This window comes from Ruegeria sp. CDSC068 (assembly GCF_059610545.1).
The window spans coordinates 96,524-113,166 of the sequence record NZ_JBXWNV010000003.1 but is presented as its reverse complement, the minus strand read 5'-3'; the positions used below and the strand labels follow the sequence as shown (position 1 = coordinate 113,166).

The window sequence follows — 16,643 nt, the reverse complement described above, 5'->3', positions numbered from 1 at the left end:
AATAGCGTCCGTCACGCCATTGTGGCATGCGGGTTGATAGCCCTCCGCACAGTGGCGGAGGGCACCTTGTCAAAGCAATCAGGCGCTTTTGAACTTGTTGACGAACTCGGTCCGAGTTTCGGCATACCACGGAGCCTCAGCAGGCCATGGGTTCAGGTTTGCCAGCGAGTCGCCCGGATAGGCCTCGGCGAAGTTCTTCTTGTAAGTGTCGCCCGCATATTGGTCGGCACCCAGAACTGGCGAGTTGTAGCCATGGCTATCGATGGCGACACCAGCAGGCTTGGCCTGATAGGCAAAATCGATGAAGGCATAAACCTGATCGATGTTCTGCGCACCGGTCGGCATCGACATACCGTCGACCCATGCCATCGCACCTTCGACCGGAGCCTGATAGTGCACCGGCTCACCAGCCGATTTCAGCGCCAGCGGCGGACCATCCCAGGTCTGGCCAACAATGACGCCTTCGTTCAACAGGCCGTTTTTCTGGGTGTCGGCATCGTTCCAGATCAGCTTGATCCGGTTCTTCCGCTCGACGCACCAGTCGGTGATCTGACCCCAGACCTTGCGCATGGTGTCTTCGTCGCCGTACGCGGCCCACACAGAGCCAGGCTCCATCTCTCCGGAGGCTTCCATATACAGACCGGCACCCAGCATCATCGAGTGCGCGCGGCCCATGGTCTTGCCTGCGTTTGCTTCGGACCAGACGTCCCCATAAGACGGGGCGTCGCCCTCGGGCAGCCACAGGTCGGTGCGGTAGGCAATGCCTTCTGTACCCCAGATATGCGGCAGCCAGTGCACGCCACTGTCAGCAAAGTTCCAGGCGTCGGTGCCGATCTGCGCCATCGCGGGGTTCACCAGATCAATCGGAACCTTGTTCATATCGAAGGGCTGCAACAGTTCCAGAGGCCCCCACTGCAGCGAGCGGTTGTTCGTCGGTGATACGATGTCAAAGCCTTGGCCCTTGGTGGCCTTCATCTTGTTGATGATTTCTTCGTTCGACCCGATACCGGTATAGTTCACCTTGATTCCGGTCAGAGTTTCAAACTCTTGCAGGAATGCTGGCGGCAGATAGTCCGACCACATCAGAATGTTGATTTCACCCGAAGATGCCAGCGCGCTTTTGCTGTAAAGCGGTGCTGCCAGTGCTGCTGCGCCCGCGCCTTTCAGGACCGAGCGTCTGGAAACGGTTTTCCGTTCAGCCATATTTTAGTTCTCCCGTTATTGGACTGTGTTGTTTTGTTATTATGGGTGCCACGCTAGAACTTTGCGGGGGCATTGTCAGGCCAAAAGTGACGGATTGGGAATTTCGTATGTCCAGATTGCGATTTAATCTAGCAAATATGGCTAGTTACCCCCTAGGACCGCAGTCACATATTGAGACCGAAGTAGCCTATTTCTGCAACGTTTCTTAAGAAAATGACACAGCTGCCCGTTCGGCCCGGGACCAGATTTTGGGCCGCAATCCAATAGGGGAAAAGCGGGTTCTGTTATGCCAGGCCGAAAGAAATCACGCCAAAAACAGTCGTAAACAGCATGCTTTTGGCAACGCAAACAGATCCCGGGACTTGCTGCAGTGGGGCGCAGACAACGTTCCAAGCCGTATGAAAAGGGGCATTCGCGTACTGCATCGCACCCGTCGATCCATCAGGTTTGGGTTACAGTTATTTTCTCATAGACAGGCCCAGGTGAAAAAGGTGAACCTTGCCCGGATCTGCTGAAACGGCAACCGTTTGGCCCCGCATGTTTTTTTGGACGCCCGGCAGTTTTGCGATTGTGGCGTCCTCCCCGTCTTTTGCCGCAAAATACAGCAGTGTGACTTCGCCAAGGGCTTCGGTAAAATCCACAATCCCTTCCATAATCGGATTGCTTTCAACGGGGTGAAAGTCTTCGGGGCGCACTCCGATATTTACCTGTTTACCCTCGTCAGCTGCATCGGTTGGGATGCTGGTCACCGCCGTCCCACCACCATCCAGTTTTACGACGGTGCGCTCACCAGCCTGCGTGATGACCCCCGGCAAAAGGTTCATTGCGGGCGAGCCAATGAACTGGGCGACAAATTCATTGTCAGGCGTTTCATATAGTTCGAGAGGGGTGCCAACCTGTGCGATCCCCTTGTTGGCCAGAACGACAATCCGGGTGGCCAATGTCATTGCCTCGACCTGATCGTGGGTGACGTAGACCATCGTGCTATCCGGCATCGCCTCTTTCAGGCGTGCGATTTCGATGCGGGTCGCGACGCGCAGCGCCGCATCAAGATTGGAAAGAGGCTCATCAAACAGATAGACTTTGGGGTCGCGCACGATCGCCCGGCCGATTGCAACCCGTTGCCGCTGACCACCAGAAAGGGCCTTGGGAAGGCGGTCCAGAAACGGTTCCAACTGTAGGATACGAGCTGCGCGGTCTACCGCTGCGTCGACCTCGTCCGATGGCATTTTGGCTATCTTCAATGCAAAGGCCATATTCTCGCGCACCGTCATGTGCGGATACAGGGCATAGCTTTGGAAAACCATCGCAATGCCCCGTTGCGCGGGCGGTACGTCGTTCATCACCTGACCTTCGATCTCAAGCGTTCCGCCCGAAATCTTCTCTAGTCCCGCAATCATACGCAGCAACGTAGATTTTCCACAGCCAGAGGGCCCGACAAAAACGATCAGTTCACCGCGTTCGATGTCCAAGTTGATGTTTTTGAGCACATCGACGTTGCCATAGGTCTTTGCCACATCCGTGAGATTGAGTTCCGACATGGCTTACTCCTTTTCGCGCATCATCAAACAGAATTGAGCCGCGTCGAGGGTGATTGTCCCCGCCCCTTCGACGCCGCCCAACTCTTGCCCGATTGCCTGCCAGTTACCGTCGGGCAGTGTGATTTCCGCGCTGTCAGATCCAAGATTGAATGCGCAGAATATCTGTTGGACATTGTCCTCACGCAGGAAGGCAAGGATCGGTCCAGACTGCGCCATCTCGCGCTGTTGGCCTGACATCAATGCGGAATGCGCGTGGCGTAGCGCAATGGCACGGCGATAATGTTGCAGCATGGAGTTTGGGTCTTGCTCTAATCTGTCTACTGCACGCTCGGCCTGCGTTTGGCTGACTGGCAACCAGGGGGCTCCAGTACTGAACCCGGACTGTTCGTCCTGCGCAGCCCAAACCATCGGAGTGCGACAGCCATCACGGCCCTTGAACTCCGGCCAGAATTCTATACCGTAAGGGTCCTGCAGATGTTCAAACGGTACGTCCGCCTCGGGCAGACCAAGCTCTTCTCCTTGATACAAGCACGCTGACCCACGCAGGCACATCATCAGCACCGCGTGCTGACGGATGGCCGCATCGTCCAGCGCCCACCGTGTCGCGTGGCGCTGAACATCGTGGTTCGAGAACGCCCAGCAAGGCCATGCATCGCCAGCCTTTTCTTCCAACTGATCAAACACCTGCTTGGCGTACGCGGCGGTTAAAGCGCGTTTTTCGAGAAACTCAAAAGCATAACACATATGCATGCGTTTATCGCCGCTGGTGTACTCGCCCATGATCTCAAGACCGCGCTGCGCGTCGCCAACCTCGCCCAAACAAGCGCGGCCTTCGTATTCGTCCGTTAGTGCACGCAACCGCTCGAGGAAGGCGATGTTTTCCGGCTGGCTTTTGGAATGAAGGTGATCCTGATGGTTATAGGGGTTCACCATCGGCGCGATCGAGGCATTGCGCTGATCCATCGGCAGGCCAGGGTTGTCGCGCAGTTGTTTGTCGTGGAAATAGAAGTTGATCGTGTCCAGACGGAAACCATCAACGCCCAAGTCCAGCCAGAACCGTGCAACATCCAGCAATGCATCCTGCACGTCCGGGCAATGGAAGTTCAGATCCGGCTGCGACGTCAGAAAGTTGTGCAGATAATATTGCAGGCGTCGGGAATCCCACTGCCATGCGGACCCACCAAAAATCGACAGCCAGTTGTTTGGCGGCGTGCCGTCGGGCTTGGGATCAGCCCAAACATACCAATCGGACTTGGCATTTTCGCGATTGGATCGGCTCTCCTTGAACCATAGGTGCTGATCCGACGTGTGCGACAACACGAGGTCGATCATCACCTTCAGCCCAACTGAATGCGCCTGATCCAGGAGATACTTAAAGTCCTCCATGCTGCCAAACATCGGATCAACATCACGGTAGTCGCTGACATCGTATCCAAAGTCCTTCATCGGCGATTTGAAGAATGGCGAGATCCAGATGGCATCGACGCCAAGCGAAGCGATGTAACCAAGCCTTTGGGTGATACCCCTGAGGTCTCCGATACCATCGCCGTTGCTGTCTTGAAAGCTGCGCGGATAGATCTGGTATATCACTCCGCCCCGCCACCAATCGGCGGACGCTTTGGTTGCTTTATGTAGTTCTACGGTGTTCTGCACGTTCATCAGACGCCTCTACTTGACGGACCCGGCCAACAGACCGCGGACCAGATATTTTTGCATTGCGAAGAAAACAATCAGCGGGACGATGATCGAAACAAAGGCCGCTGTGGCAAGGATTTCCCAATTCCCACCGCGCGTGCCTAAAAGCTCAACGATGCGGTTGGTCATGACAGTGGTCTGTCCGGATGCGTCGATCAGGAACACCTTGGCGACCAGCAAGTCATTCCACGTCCAGAGAAACTGGAAGATCGCAAAAGACGCCAACGCTGGAAAGCTGAGCGGCAAGATCAACTTGGTAAAGATCTGAAACTCGGTCGCGCCATCGACCCGCGCGTTTTCGATCAGATCGCGGGGCAGACCCGCCATGTAGTTACGCAAAAGATAAATCGCCAGCGGCAACCCGAACCCGGTGTGTGCCATCCAAACCCCCAGATATCCTTTGCCAATCCCGATATTTAGGTGGAATTTCAGCAACGGGATCAGGGCCAGTTGCAGCGGGACAACCAACAGGCCAACGACAGCCGCAATAATCAAAGCGCGCCCGGGGAAATCCATCCAAGCCAGCGCGTAGGCTGCAAAAGCCGCCACGAGAATCGGAATGATCGTTGCCGGTATCGTCACGGTCAACGTGTTGAAAAATGCGCGTCCCATACTGTCGGTGCTGTCTTCTGCCAGAAGAACCTTGTGATAATTGTCTAAGGTAAACTCAGGCGGCAATTCTGCAGTTACAAAAACACGCGATCCGCGGCTGCCGGTGAACTCGTCCGGGTTCTCCATGCGGTAATTCCCTGCGGCATCTACGGTGATTGTGCCGCCCTTTCGCAGCTCAGCTGTTTCGCCGGGGGCAAAGGCATCAATCGCGCGAGAGCTGATCCCCCATTTTGAGATTGTCGCCTTCGTCCCTTCGTCAAACAGATTGCCTTCGATCACGTACAGCCCGTTTTCGAGTACCTGGGTATCCGGGGCAGCGCTGCGCAGTGTCAGGTTCTGCTCGGACGGAAACAGCGACCGCCACCAGCCGCTGGTTGCGATTTGATCCGCAGTCCGAAAAGACGAGATCAAAAGACCCAGAGTTGGCACAACCCACAGCACCACCAAAAAGAGGACCGAGGCATGGACGACCCAGCGAAGGGCGGGTTTGGTTCCTGCAATATCGCTCATGACCCTACTCCATCTCTTTCCGCGCGTTGCGCACATTCCAGACAAGGATTGGAGCCACTAAGAGCATGATCACCATGGCCGAAGCCGACCCGACGCCCCAGTCGTTGGCGCGGAACAGCTTGTCATACATGTAGTTGGCCAAGACCTGCGTTTCCCACTGGCCATTGGTCATTGCAAAAACGATGTCAAAGACCTTGAGGACGGTGATCGTAATCGTGGTCCAGACGACAAGGATAGTGGTTTTGATCTGCGGCACTTTGATCCGGAAAAATATCTGAAACGGATTAGCCCCATCCAGAATTGCGGCCTCAATCGTTTCCTCGGGGATTCCGCGCAGGGCGGCCGATAGGATAACCATGGCAAAACCGGTTTGGATCCAGATGAGGACAACCATCAGCAAAAAGCTGTTCCAGAACGGTATCGTCAACCAAGTCTGCGGCTCGGTCCCGCCAAAGAAAATATAGAGCGCATTGAGCATGCCAATCTGGTCTTGCTCAGCCGGACGAGTGTCATAGACCAACTTCCAGATAACCGATGCCCCCACGAACGAGATCGCCATTGGCATAAAGATCAGCGACTTGGCGAGATTGCCCCAACGAATGCGGTCAGTCAGCTGTGCCACCAACAGGCCAAAGGCCGTCGACATTGCAGGCACAATGATCAGCCAGAACATGTTGTTGCGCATCGCTTCCCAAAACTTGGGCTCCTTGGCCATCTGGATATAGTTGTCCAGCCCGACCCATTTGTAGCCGCCGCCCGGGACACGATCAGTCAGTGACAGCCGCAGGGTTTCGACAACCGGATAGGCCAGATACAAGCCCAAAGCAGCCAGCGCCGGGAACAGAAACAACCAAGGCCGGATCATGTTCGCGCGGTTGATATTGCGGCCAGCATTTGGCCCTCGAGGCGGGAAAAGAACTCTGTCCAGAAACTGATTGGATAGATAGAAATAGCCCACGCAACCTGACACGCCGATGGCGATGGTCAGCAGGCCTTGAAATGCCGGGTGCATGCCGCTCTCCCTTGCGACGATGGGTTCGGGCAACCCGACAGAGCGGGTTGCCCAATCTCAGACGCTTTAGTCCAGCGCGTCCCACGAGGACTGGATTTCGTCGGCGACGTCCTGGGCAGGTGTTCCGCCCGTATAGTCGACCATTCCAGTCCAGAAGGTGCCTGCACCCACGCCGCCCGGCATCAGGTCGGAACCGTCAAACCGGAAGGTGGTGGCCCCCAGAAGAATGTCGTTCATCTTCTTCAGCGTTGGGTCTGAGAAGACCGAGGTATCGACGCCTTTGTGCGGCGTCAGGAACCCGGTCAGAGCCATCCAGGCTTCGTGCGCCTCGGGCGTTTCCAGGTATTTCATCAGCGCATGCGCGCCTGGGCTGTCATTGGTAATGGCCCAAACTGTGCCGGCCCCAAGGACCGGACTGCCGAGGTCTTTGCCTTCATAGGCCGGGAAGTAGAAGAAGTCAGCATCCTCGCCCACAACCGTACCTTCGGGGAAGAAGGCGGGAATGAACGAGGCCTGACGGTGCATGTAACACTGCGGAGGCGAGCTGAACATACCCTTCGGGCTGTCGCGGAAGTCAGTTGTCGCAACCGCACCGGCTCCGCCGGCCACGTAATCATCGTTGCGCGCAAACGCTCCGAATTCTTCAATCGCGGCGACAACCTTAGGATCGTTAAATTTCAATTCGTTGGCGACCCAGGCGTCATAATCTTCGGGCGGCAACGTGCGCAGCATCATGTCTTCAACCCAGTCAGTCGCTGGCCAACCGGTGGCTCCGCCGGACCCCAGCCCGATGCACCATGGCGTTTCACCATCTGCAACGATCTGATCGGTCAGCGCCTTCAGTTCTTCCATTGTGGTCGGGATTTCATAGCCGGCGTCTTCGAAGTTCTCCGGCACAAACCAAACCAGCGACTTCACGTCGACCTTGTAGAAAAACCCATACAGATGGTCCTGCCCGTCCGGGCCCTGATAGGTTCCCAGATCCACCCACGACTGACCGGCCGCATAGTTGTCGCGAATCCAATCCGCAGTTCCTTCACTCAGGGGCGTCAGGAATCCCGCCTTGGCCATATCTGATGCCAGACCGGGTTGGGGAAACACTGCCACGTTGGGCGCCGATCCGGCTTCGGCATCAATTCTGATCTGCTGCTCAAAGCTGTCCGAGCCGACATAGCTGTACTCATGCCCGGTCGCTGCGGCAAAGCCGTCCAAAACCTTTTCGACATTTTCCTGATCAGGCCCCAGCCACGGACCGAACACGGTGACCTTGTCGGCATACGCCGCGCCCGCCATCAGGGCGAACGTGGCCGCGCCTGCATAAAGCGAGTGTTTCATGAAGTTTCCTCCCAACTTTGCTCGCGCCTTTGAGACTCATTTTCAAAGCGCTTTGGATAACGCACTTTATCCGCTAACATTCAATTTTTGTCAATAATCTGTTTACTGTTGCCTATATTATTAATATTCAGGGCAGTGCCAGCAAGATGTGGCAGTCGGGCGGGAAGCGCCCGCAAATCTGAAAATGATCAAATTTGAAGGCGCTTTGAGGCGAAGATGAATCTAAAGCAGCTCTCAGAAATCCTTGGTTTATCTCAAACCACTGTCAGCCGCGCGCTGAATGGTTACCCCGAGGTGAACGAGGATACGCGCCTGCGCGTTCAAGCCGCCGCTGCCAAGCATGGCTATCGGCCGAACAGCCGGGCCAAGGGATTGGCAACAGGGCGCTCGATGGTGATTGGGCACGTGATTCCCTCCTCATCCCAGCATGAAATGGTGAACCCGATTTTTGGTGATTTTGTCGCCGGTGCTGCACGCAAGTATTCGGATCATGGATATGACATGATGTTCACCAATGCAGATGACACCTCGATCGAGGAAGCATATCGCAGTCTTTTCCAGCGTGGCGCGGTCGATGGTATTGTTTTGCAAGGCCCCAAAGTCAACGAGCATCGGATCGAGGTCCTGACCAGAATGGGCGTGCCCTTTATCGTTCATGGCAGATCGACCGGGGTAGACGTGCCCTATGACTGGATCGACGTGAACAACAAAAGTTCGTTCCTGCGCGCCACCCGGTTTCTGATCGACCTTGGGCATCGTCGCATTGCCCTGATCAACGGGCTTGAGGATATGGATTTCGCTCAACGTCGCCGCGAGGGATATCTTGGAGCCCTGCATGAGGCAGGTCTGTCCCCCGACCCGGAATTGATGCGCAGCGCCGAGATGACCGAGGTTTATGGTCACCATGAAACCCGCGATATGCTTCGCCTGGATGACCCCCCTACGGCCATTCTGACAGCCTCTATGATTTCCGCGATCGGTGTGCGCCGTGCACTCAACGAAGCGGGGTTGAAGATGGGCAAGGATGTCTCGGTCATCGCCCATGACGACGATCTTTCCTATCTGAAGAACGGTCAGGACGTACCGATTTTCACCGCTACACGATCGTCTGTACGTAGGGCCGGAGAAATGGCGGCTGAAATGCTGATCGAACGCATTAAATCTCCGGAAGACCCGGTGAAAACTAGATTGCTGGAGGCCGAACTGGTAGTTGGCGGCTCAACCGGCCCCGCCCCAAACAGGTTCTGAAAATGAAATATACACGCTCGGACTTCCCCAAAGATTTTCTCTTTGGTGTCGCAACCTCGGCTTATCAAATCGAAGGACACGCACAGGGCGGCGCAGGAAAAACCCATTGGGATAGCTTTGCGGCCTCACCCGGAAACGTGGTGCGAAACGAAAATGGAGATCTGGCCTGCGATCACTTGAATCGTTTTCCACAGGATTTCGATTTGGTGCGTGATGCTGGTTTTGATAGCTACAGATTCTCGACCAGCTGGGCGCGCGTTTTACCCGAAGGGCGTGGCCCGGTAAATCAGGCAGGCCTAGACTATTACGACCGGCTCGCCGATGCGCTGCTGGAACGCGGCATTCGGCCCTGTGCGACCCTTTATCATTGGGAATTGCCTTCTCCGCTTGCTGATCTGGGCGGCTGGCGTAACCGGGATATCGCAAGCTGGTTTGCCGACTTTGCCGAGGTCATCATGGGCCGCATCGGCGACCGCATGTACAGTGTAGCGCCAATCAATGAGCCGTGGTGTGTCAGCTGGCTGAGCCATTTTGAAGGCCACCATGCACCCGGAATGCGCGACATTCGCGCGACGGCACGGGCCATGCATCATGTTCTGCTGGCTCATGGCCGCGCCATTGAGGCGATGCGTGGTCTGGGCATGTCAAACCTGGGCGCTGTGTTCAATCTGGAATGGGCCGAACCTGCCGATGACAGCCCCGCTGCGCGCAAGGCGGCTGACCTTTATGACGGGATTTACAACCGGTTTTTCCTAGGTGGTGTGTTCAAAAAAGCCTATCCGCAAAACGTTCTAGACGGGTTGGAACCTCATCTTCCATCCGGCTGGCAAGACGACTTTGACACCATTGGTGCACCCGTTGATTGGTGCGGTCTGAACTACTATACCCGCAAACTGATCGCGCCTGCCGATACCGCATGGCCAAGCGTGGAAGAAGTACCCGGCCCGCTTCCCAAAACACAGATGGGGTGGGAGATTGAACCCGATGCCCTGACGCGCTTTCTGACCCGTACGGTGCGCGATTATACCGGCGACTTGCCGATTTATGTCACCGAAAACGGCATGGCGAGCCCGGAACGCCAGCAAGATGACGACCGCATTGACTACCTCAACAAACACCTTGGTGCCGTTCAAAACGCGCTGGACGACGGCGTTCCAGTCAGGGGCTATTTTATCTGGTCCTTGTTGGATAACTACGAGTGGTCCTTTGGCTATGAAAAGCGGTTCGGGTTGGTTGATGTAGATTTCGATACGCTCGAACGGACGCCAAAAGCCTCGTACAACGCGCTGAAATCGGCCTTGTCCGGTGGGCCTGTTTCTCTGCCGATGGCTCAGCCTGCCGGAACAATGCACGAGCACTGGAATCTTGTCGCGGACATCGGTGGCACAAACACACGACTGGGTGTCATCTCGAACGGACAACTGACGGACCTTCGCAAATACCCAACCGGGTCGTTGCCAGAGCTTCTGGATGCGTTTCACAGCCTGCGCGACGAGATTGGCACCGATCCACGCGCCGTCGTCGCGGCCGGAGCAGGTCCGGTCAAAGACGGGACAATCCGCCTGACAAATGCGCATCTTGATTTGTCCGAACGCGACATCGGCAAGGCAACCGGCGCGCAGCATACCTTTGTTATCAACGACTTCACCGCTGCTGCCTGGTCGGTCGCCGAAATCACCGGTGACCATGTCGAGGTCCTGCAAGGGGCTGAGACACCACCGGCCGGAACGCGGCTGGTTGTGGGCCCCGGCACTGGCCTTGGCGTCGGCGCATTGCTGTATTCCCAAGGGCGATACCATACCGCGTCGGGTGAAGGAGGCCATATCGGGCTGTCCCCACGCTACGAGGATGAGGTCGAAATCTTCAAGGCCGCGCGCCATATCGCGCCCGAATGCTTCTTTGATGACAGCCTAGTGCTCGAAGCGGAAATGTTCCTCAGCGGAACCGGCCTTCCCATTCTGTACCGAGCCGCCAGCATGGCCGCTGGACAGACCGATGCACCAAATCGCAGTGCCAAGGATATCCTGCAGGATGCGCTGGCGGAATCCGACCCGATTGCGGTCCAAACGGCGCATATGTTTAAAGCGCATCTAGGCGCCATCATGGGCGACTTGGCTGTCGCCTACATGCCGACAGGAGGTGTTTTCCTTGTGGGTGGCGTCGCCGAGAAAAACCGGTGGCTGTTCAAGGATGCGTTCCGGGATGCCTTTAACGCCGGTGGGCGGTTCAGTGACTTGCGGCGTTCAATGAACCTGTATGTGTCCGAGCAGGATGAATTTGGCATTGTTGGCGCTAACAATTTCTGTAAAAGTGCGCTCGCGCGGTAAACTGGCCGCCTGACCCTGTTACAGAAAGGACCACGGCATGATTCTGTGCTGCGGTGAAGCCCTTATCGACATGATCGCCGAGCCGACCGTCTCGGGTTCGCGCGGTTTCGTGCCCCATTCCGGTGGTGCCGTCTTCAACACAGCCATTGCTTTGGGTCGGCTGGGCGCGCCGGCGGGTCTGTTGACAGGCTTATCGACAGATATGTTCGGACAGCAACTGGCAGACGCGCTGCAAGCCAGCCATGTGGAAGCAAGCCATGTGATCCAATCGGATCGCCCCACGACACTGGCCTTTGTGCAGCTAGTGGACGGCCACGCCACCTACAGCTTTGTCGACGAAAACTCGGCTGGGCGCATGTTGATGCCTGAGGACATGCCAAAACAGCTGCCTACTGTATCCGCCTTGTATTTTGGTGGGATCAGTCTTGCAAGTGAACCGTGCGCGGACGCCTACGCAGCCCTGCTAGAGCGTCACGGATCAGATCGGGCGGTCATGCTGGACCCAAACATCCGACCCGGGTTTATCAAGGATCAATTACGGTATCGTACACGATTGAACCGTATGATCGCTCAATCTGACATCGTGAAAGTCTCGGACGAAGACTTGGACTGGATTGTTCCGGGCCCTGAAACACTGGCCGAGAAAGTCCCACTACTCCTGCAAGCAGGACCTTCCGTGGTTATCGTAACGCGCGGCAGTGATGGGGCGTCGGGATATCTGGCGGACAGGTCCGAAACTTCGGTGCCTGTCAAAGCGGTCGAGGTGGTCGATACGGTGGGTGCCGGTGACACGTTCAACGCCGGCGTTCTGGCTGAGTTGGACCGTGCAGGTCGATTGACCAAGGCCAATCTGCGGACGTTAGGCCCGGACGACTTGCGCGCGGCGTTAGCCAAGGGCGCAGACGTCGCCGCCATCACCGTTTCCCGCGCTGGCGCAAACCCGCCCTGGGCGCATGAACTTTGACCCCCTGAGGGACCGAGATGAAAAGATCAGATATCAACGACATTAAAACCGAAGCCGAAGCCTTCATACGCTCGTTCGGGGCCGTCCTGCCCCCGTTTGCCAACTGGTCGCCGGAACAAATGCGCAGCGCACAGGCACAAGGCATCCGTGACCGCGGCCTCGGGTGGGATATTACCGACTATGGTCAAGGCCGGTTTGATGAGCTCGGCCTGTTCCTTTTTACCCTGCGCAATGGCGATGTGCAGGATCTGAACAAAGGTCGCGGGATGCTTTACGCAGAAAAGCTTTTGGTTTCTCGGGACAAACAACTCTCCCCGATGCATCGCCACATCATCAAGGCCGAAGACATCATCAACCGGGGCGGCGGCGATCTGGTCATGGAGATTTATGCCTCGGACCCTGAAGGCGGTATCGACCGAGATAACCCGGCGGTTGTTCCCAGTGACAACTGCCCTGTCACCATCCAACCTGGTGAGTTGCTGCGGCTGAAACCCGGTCAGAGTGTAACCCTGATGCCGGGTATCTGGCACGCATTCTGGGCGGAACAGGGCGACTGCCTGATTGGCGAAGTGTCAACTGTCAACGATGACCGGACCGATAATGTGTTCGAGGATCCCATTCCGCGCTTTGCAACGATTGAAGAAAACACAAAGCCCGATTTCTTGCTGGTATCGGACTATTGATAAACGGATAGCGCGTGCGCAGGCTTGATCACATCCGGGCCGGGTGCTGATCGCTGCATCGGGATAACACCCTTTCCCGAATTCAAAAAATCGAATTAACATGGCCCTCGACAAAGGAAAAAGTCGCGAGCCTGATTTTTGCGCGACCATCGAAGGACCCAAGTGATGGTAACCAAAGCACAGCTAGAAGCCGAAGTCGCAGAGTTGCGGCGTCAATTGGCCGAACAATCCAGCGCACGAGAAGGCACCTCAGATTCGAACAGCGGCAAACAAGCTGATCCGCACAAATCGATGACGGACGGAATTGTCGAAAGCTTGGATGAGTGGTCAACGCAACTAGAAGAAGTCATGACAGAGCTTGAGGAGTTTCCACATAAAAGGCCGATCCTATTCGCCCTTGGGATTTTCACACTTGGCTATCTTCTAGGCCGTTCCCGGTAGGAGCCCGAACATGAACCGCATTTCACGCAACATTTCGATCATCCTGCGAGCCGAGCGTCTTATTGCTCAAAGGCAACTGTCCGTCGCGGCAAAACGCACAGGCTTTTACGCTGCTGCCGGGTTAGCCGTTGGGCTTGCAGTAATCATGCTGAACGTCGCCGGGTTCTTTTGGCTGTCCGAGACCATGTCAAAGTCTCTGGCCGCGATCATAGTGGCCGGGGTGAACCTTGTTCTGGCCGTGATCCTCGCACTGGTCGCAAATTCCATGACCGCCGAAAGTGACACTTCGGCTGCCGTCGAATTGCGGGATATGGCGCTGTACGACATCGAGGACGAAGTCCGGGACAACTTCGCCGAAGCGCGCAACACAATCGTCGGCCTAAAGCGCGATCCGATCGGGATGCTGTCACCCGATATTATCAGCACGGTTCTAGGCGTTCTGCTCAGATACGCGCGGCGTGGAAAAAACAAACCGGATTAGGAGTTATTCTGCCATTCTGGCCGCTGCACGCGCGATCACCATCTCTTCGTTCGTGGGAATAGCCAGAATACGTACCCGGCTGAAATCAGTGGACAGAACCGTAGCGTTGTCGGCATTTTGGTTCGGATCCATATCAATGCCGATCCAGCGCATCCCTTCGCAGACCATCTGACGGATACGGGCGGCATTTTCACCGATGCCGCCGGTAAAGACCAAAGCGTCGATGCCTTCCAGTGCGGCAGACAAGGCGCCCAGTTCACGGCGGATGCGGAAGACATAATACTCAATCGCCTTGCGCGCGTCCGGAGTGTCAGCAGCCAACAGGGTGCGCATGTCCGAGGACATGCCGGACAGGCCAAGCAAGCCGGACTTTCGATAGAGAAGCTCAGCGATTTCGTCTGCCTCCATCCCTTCTTGCTGCATCATGTAAAGCACGACCCCCGGGTCCAATTGCCCGCTGCGGGTGCCCATGGGCAGACCGTCGAGCGCCGAAAATCCCATGGTCGAGGCCACGGCCCGGCCACCCGACACCGCACACATCGACGCGCCATTTCCCAAATGCGCAATGACGACGCGGCCGTCGTACAAACCCGGCGCAATTTCTTTCAGCTTTTGCGAGACGTAGTCATAGCTCAGCCCGTGAAACCCGTATCTGCGAACGCCCTTTTCGTAGAATCTTTGAGGCAATGCGAAGGTATCATTCACCCAAGGGTGTGTCCTGTGAAACGCGGTATCGAAGCACGCAATCTGGGTGGTACCCGGAAAGGCTGCCGCGGCCGCCTTGATACCCGCAAGGCTGTAGGGTTGGTGCAAAGGCGCGAAGGGAATGAAACCGCTTAGCGTATCAAAGACGTGCTCGTCCACCACGACAGGTTCCGAATAGACTGGTCCGCCGTGAACGACGCGGTGGCCCACGGCCCGGACGTAAATGTCCGGCAGGTATTCGCGGGTAAGTTCAAGAAACGCGCTGATGGCCTCGTCATGGGTCTTAGCCCCAGACAGCTGACGGTCGACAGACCGCCCCCCTGCCGATTGGGCCAACAGGCGTGGGGCATCCCCCAACCGCTCGATTTGACCGCGCCAGCGCATACTGGGACGTCGGTCCTCGACCAGTTCGTAAAGCGCGAATTTCAACGAGGACGACCCGGCATTCAGCGCCAAAACATGTTCAGCCATGGATTTTGCCTTCATTCGCAATTGCATGCAGCGCCGCGACAGCACAAGACGCCAGCCGCGAAGCATCATCATCTGCCCGAGATGTCAGGATAATCGGTGCCGCAGCACCTATCACAACGCCGGCAGCCTCGGCATGAGAGATATATGTCAGCTGTTTGGCTACCATGTTGCCGGCTTCGATATTCGGAACAACCAGAATGTCTGCGACCCCCGCGACTGGTGAGGTAATGCCTTTTGTCCGCGCCGCGTTCAGATCAACCGCGTTGTCCATGGCCAAGGGACCATCGACCAGTCCGCCGGTGATCTGTCCACGCTCGGCCATTTTCGACAACAGCGCGGCATCGACAGACGACGGTAAATGCGGGTTGATGGTCTCAACCGCTGATAAGACGCCAACCTTGGGCATCTCGATGCCAATAGAATGCGCAAGATGGATGGCGTTCTGAACGATATCGGCCTTGGTTTCGAGATCCGGTGCGATATTCACCGCCGCATCTGTAACCATGATGGGTCGAGACATGCCTGGCACGTCCATCACGAACACATGCGACAGCCGCCGCCCGGTTCTCAGGCCTTTTTCACGGCGCAGAACGGCGCGTAACAAGACATCTGTGTGCAAGTGACCTTTCATCAGCATCCGGGCCTTACCTTCAACGACAAGCCCGACCGCGCGTTGGGCAGCCACTTCGTGGCCTCGCGCTTCAATGATTTCAGCTCCGGACAAATCGGCCCCAAGCTGGGCGGCAGCGGCGGTGATTTTGTCCGGGTCGCCAACCAAAATCGGAGTAATGATGCCGTTTTCCAACGCGAGTAATGCCCCGCCTAGCGAATTCGGCTCTTCCGGGGCGACGATCGCTGTGGGCATCGGGTCCAGAGGACGTGCCTTTTCCAACAAAGCGTCGAAATGCCGGTGACGCTGAACGATCAGTCCCGGCACCTCGACCGAGTCGAAGGTCAAATGCCGCGACGGTGGCGTGACCTGTACGGTACCGCTTAGGATCAATGCGTTATCCCCGACCCGGCGCACTTCGGCGGAACAGGTCAGATCGCCGTCTTCACGCTTTTCGGTAACAGCCACAAAGGCGGTCAGTTCTTCGCCCGCCATAACCGGAGCATGAAAACTCAGGTCCGCCCGACGTGTTTGCGTACCGGCCCCCGGTAAGATGTTTCCAATGACTGCAGCCACCAGACCCGCGGGCCACAAGGCGGGCGCGACAGCCTCGGGGTGTCCATCTCCATCTCCGTCATAGGCCGCCAGATTCAGCGGGTTGTGATCACCCGAAGCCGAGGCAAACGCGTACAAGTCGTCCACGGTGCACAATCGGGTGACCTGCGCCTTGTCGCCTACCTTCAGTTGAGAATAGGTTCTGTTTTCTTGAATTTTCATCTCGACCGGCTTTGTTTACGAATGCGTG

General features: G+C 56.6%; 14 protein-coding genes and 1 pseudogene. 7 read left to right on the top strand and 8 right to left on the bottom strand.

What is annotated here, in order from left to right:
• Positions 1-78: 78 nt before the first annotated feature.
• The 6 genes from AC2FID_RS08005 to AC2FID_RS07980 form a co-directional block, all read right to left on the bottom strand.
• Complete coding sequence (locus tag AC2FID_RS08005; RefSeq protein WP_108859641.1) at positions 79-1,203, bottom strand: extracellular solute-binding protein; 1,125 nt, start codon at positions 1,201-1,203, stop codon at positions 79-81.
• A 458-nt stretch (positions 1,204-1,661) separates the two neighbouring features.
• Positions 1,662-2,744: an ABC transporter ATP-binding protein gene (locus AC2FID_RS08000; protein ID WP_496836245.1), complete on the bottom strand. Its 1,083-nt coding sequence runs from the start codon at positions 2,742-2,744 to the stop codon at positions 1,662-1,664.
• A 3-nt stretch (positions 2,745-2,747) separates the two neighbouring features.
• On the bottom strand, positions 2,748-4,403 hold the full coding sequence (locus AC2FID_RS07995) for an alpha-glucosidase (RefSeq protein ID WP_496836243.1): 1,656 nt from the start codon (positions 4,401-4,403) through the stop codon (positions 2,748-2,750).
• A 9-nt stretch (positions 4,404-4,412) separates the two neighbouring features.
• A complete protein-coding gene (locus AC2FID_RS07990) occupies positions 4,413-5,561 on the bottom strand; it encodes a carbohydrate ABC transporter permease (protein ID WP_496697966.1) in 1,149 nt (382 codons plus the stop codon).
• A gap of 4 nt (positions 5,562-5,565) precedes the next feature.
• The gene (locus AC2FID_RS07985; RefSeq protein WP_170418733.1) at positions 5,566-6,573 is read right to left on the bottom strand and encodes a carbohydrate ABC transporter permease; all 1,008 of its coding nucleotides are present in this window, start codon (positions 6,571-6,573) and stop codon (positions 5,566-5,568) included.
• A gap of 66 nt (positions 6,574-6,639) precedes the next feature.
• Complete coding sequence (locus AC2FID_RS07980) at positions 6,640-7,908, bottom strand: ABC transporter substrate-binding protein (RefSeq protein WP_058276650.1); 1,269 nt, start codon at positions 7,906-7,908, stop codon at positions 6,640-6,642.
• Between the two features lie 216 nt (positions 7,909-8,124).
• Between AC2FID_RS07980 and AC2FID_RS07975 the strand changes: the two genes are divergently transcribed.
• The 7 genes and pseudogenes from AC2FID_RS07975 (at position 8,125) to AC2FID_RS07945 (ending at position 14,052) form a co-directional block, all read left to right on the top strand.
• Positions 8,125-9,156, top strand: coding sequence for a LacI family DNA-binding transcriptional regulator (locus AC2FID_RS07975; RefSeq protein WP_496836240.1), 1,032 nt, complete (start codon positions 8,125-8,127; stop codon positions 9,154-9,156).
• 2 nt (positions 9,157-9,158) lie between these two features.
• Positions 9,159-10,460: pseudogene (locus tag AC2FID_RS07970) on the top strand (GH1 family beta-glucosidase); the annotation flags it as partial.
• Between the two features lie 21 nt (positions 10,461-10,481).
• Entirely contained in the window at positions 10,482-11,483 is a 1,002-nt protein-coding gene (locus tag AC2FID_RS07965; RefSeq protein ID WP_496836477.1) for a glucokinase, read from the top strand.
• Between the two features lie 37 nt (positions 11,484-11,520).
• Entirely contained in the window at positions 11,521-12,447 is a 927-nt protein-coding gene (locus AC2FID_RS07960) for a carbohydrate kinase family protein (RefSeq protein WP_496836238.1), read from the top strand.
• 17 nt (positions 12,448-12,464) lie between these two features.
• Positions 12,465-13,130, top strand: a complete 666-nt coding sequence (locus AC2FID_RS07955) for a D-lyxose/D-mannose family sugar isomerase (protein ID WP_496836236.1) — start codon at positions 12,465-12,467, stop codon at positions 13,128-13,130.
• Positions 13,131-13,295: 165 nt separating this feature from the next.
• Complete coding sequence (locus AC2FID_RS07950) at positions 13,296-13,571, top strand: hypothetical protein (protein ID WP_496721501.1); 276 nt, start codon at positions 13,296-13,298, stop codon at positions 13,569-13,571.
• A gap of 10 nt (positions 13,572-13,581) precedes the next feature.
• Positions 13,582-14,052 (top strand): phage holin family protein, encoded by a 471-nt coding sequence (locus AC2FID_RS07945; RefSeq protein WP_496836234.1) that lies wholly within the window; start codon positions 13,582-13,584, stop codon positions 14,050-14,052.
• A gap of 3 nt (positions 14,053-14,055) precedes the next feature.
• On the opposite strand, the gene AC2FID_RS07940 is transcribed toward AC2FID_RS07945, so the two are convergent.
• Positions 14,056-15,228: an acetate/propionate family kinase gene (locus AC2FID_RS07940; RefSeq protein WP_496836233.1), complete on the bottom strand. Its 1,173-nt coding sequence runs from the start codon at positions 15,226-15,228 to the stop codon at positions 14,056-14,058.
• Positions 15,221-16,615: a bifunctional enoyl-CoA hydratase/phosphate acetyltransferase gene (locus tag AC2FID_RS07935; protein WP_496836231.1), complete on the bottom strand. Its 1,395-nt coding sequence runs from the start codon at positions 16,613-16,615 to the stop codon at positions 15,221-15,223. Before AC2FID_RS07935 ends, AC2FID_RS07940 begins: the two co-directional genes overlap by 8 nt.
• Between the last annotated feature and the right edge of the window lie 28 nt (positions 16,616-16,643).

Excerpts from the sequence above, each read along its gene's own strand:
- AC2FID_RS07945 (WP_496836234.1), top strand. The coding sequence starts at position 13,582 with ATGAACCGCATTTCACGCAACATTTCGATCATCCTGCGAGCCGAGCGT.
- AC2FID_RS08005 (WP_108859641.1), bottom strand. The coding sequence starts at position 1,203 with ATGGCTGAACGGAAAACCGTTTCCAGACGCTCGGTCCTGAAAGGCGCG.
- AC2FID_RS07935 (WP_496836231.1), bottom strand. The coding sequence starts at position 16,615 with ATGAAAATTCAAGAAAACAGAACCTATTCTCAACTGAAGGTAGGCGAC.
- AC2FID_RS07995 (WP_496836243.1), bottom strand. The coding sequence starts at position 4,403 with ATGAACGTGCAGAACACCGTAGAACTACATAAAGCAACCAAAGCGTCC.
- AC2FID_RS07950 (WP_496721501.1), top strand. The coding sequence starts at position 13,296 with ATGGTAACCAAAGCACAGCTAGAAGCCGAAGTCGCAGAGTTGCGGCGT.
- AC2FID_RS07980 (WP_058276650.1), bottom strand. The coding sequence starts at position 7,908 with ATGAAACACTCGCTTTATGCAGGCGCGGCCACGTTCGCCCTGATGGCG.
- AC2FID_RS07975 (WP_496836240.1), top strand. The coding sequence starts at position 8,125 with ATGAATCTAAAGCAGCTCTCAGAAATCCTTGGTTTATCTCAAACCACT.
- AC2FID_RS07990 (WP_496697966.1), bottom strand. The coding sequence starts at position 5,561 with ATGAGCGATATTGCAGGAACCAAACCCGCCCTTCGCTGGGTCGTCCAT.
- AC2FID_RS07940 (WP_496836233.1), bottom strand. The coding sequence starts at position 15,228 with ATGGCTGAACATGTTTTGGCGCTGAATGCCGGGTCGTCCTCGTTGAAA.
- AC2FID_RS07960 (WP_496836238.1), top strand. The coding sequence starts at position 11,521 with ATGATTCTGTGCTGCGGTGAAGCCCTTATCGACATGATCGCCGAGCCG.
- AC2FID_RS07985 (WP_170418733.1), bottom strand. The coding sequence starts at position 6,573 with ATGCACCCGGCATTTCAAGGCCTGCTGACCATCGCCATCGGCGTGTCA.
- AC2FID_RS07955 (WP_496836236.1), top strand. The coding sequence starts at position 12,465 with ATGAAAAGATCAGATATCAACGACATTAAAACCGAAGCCGAAGCCTTC.
- AC2FID_RS07965 (WP_496836477.1), top strand. The coding sequence starts at position 10,482 with ATGGCTCAGCCTGCCGGAACAATGCACGAGCACTGGAATCTTGTCGCG.
- AC2FID_RS08000 (WP_496836245.1), bottom strand. The coding sequence starts at position 2,744 with ATGTCGGAACTCAATCTCACGGATGTGGCAAAGACCTATGGCAACGTC.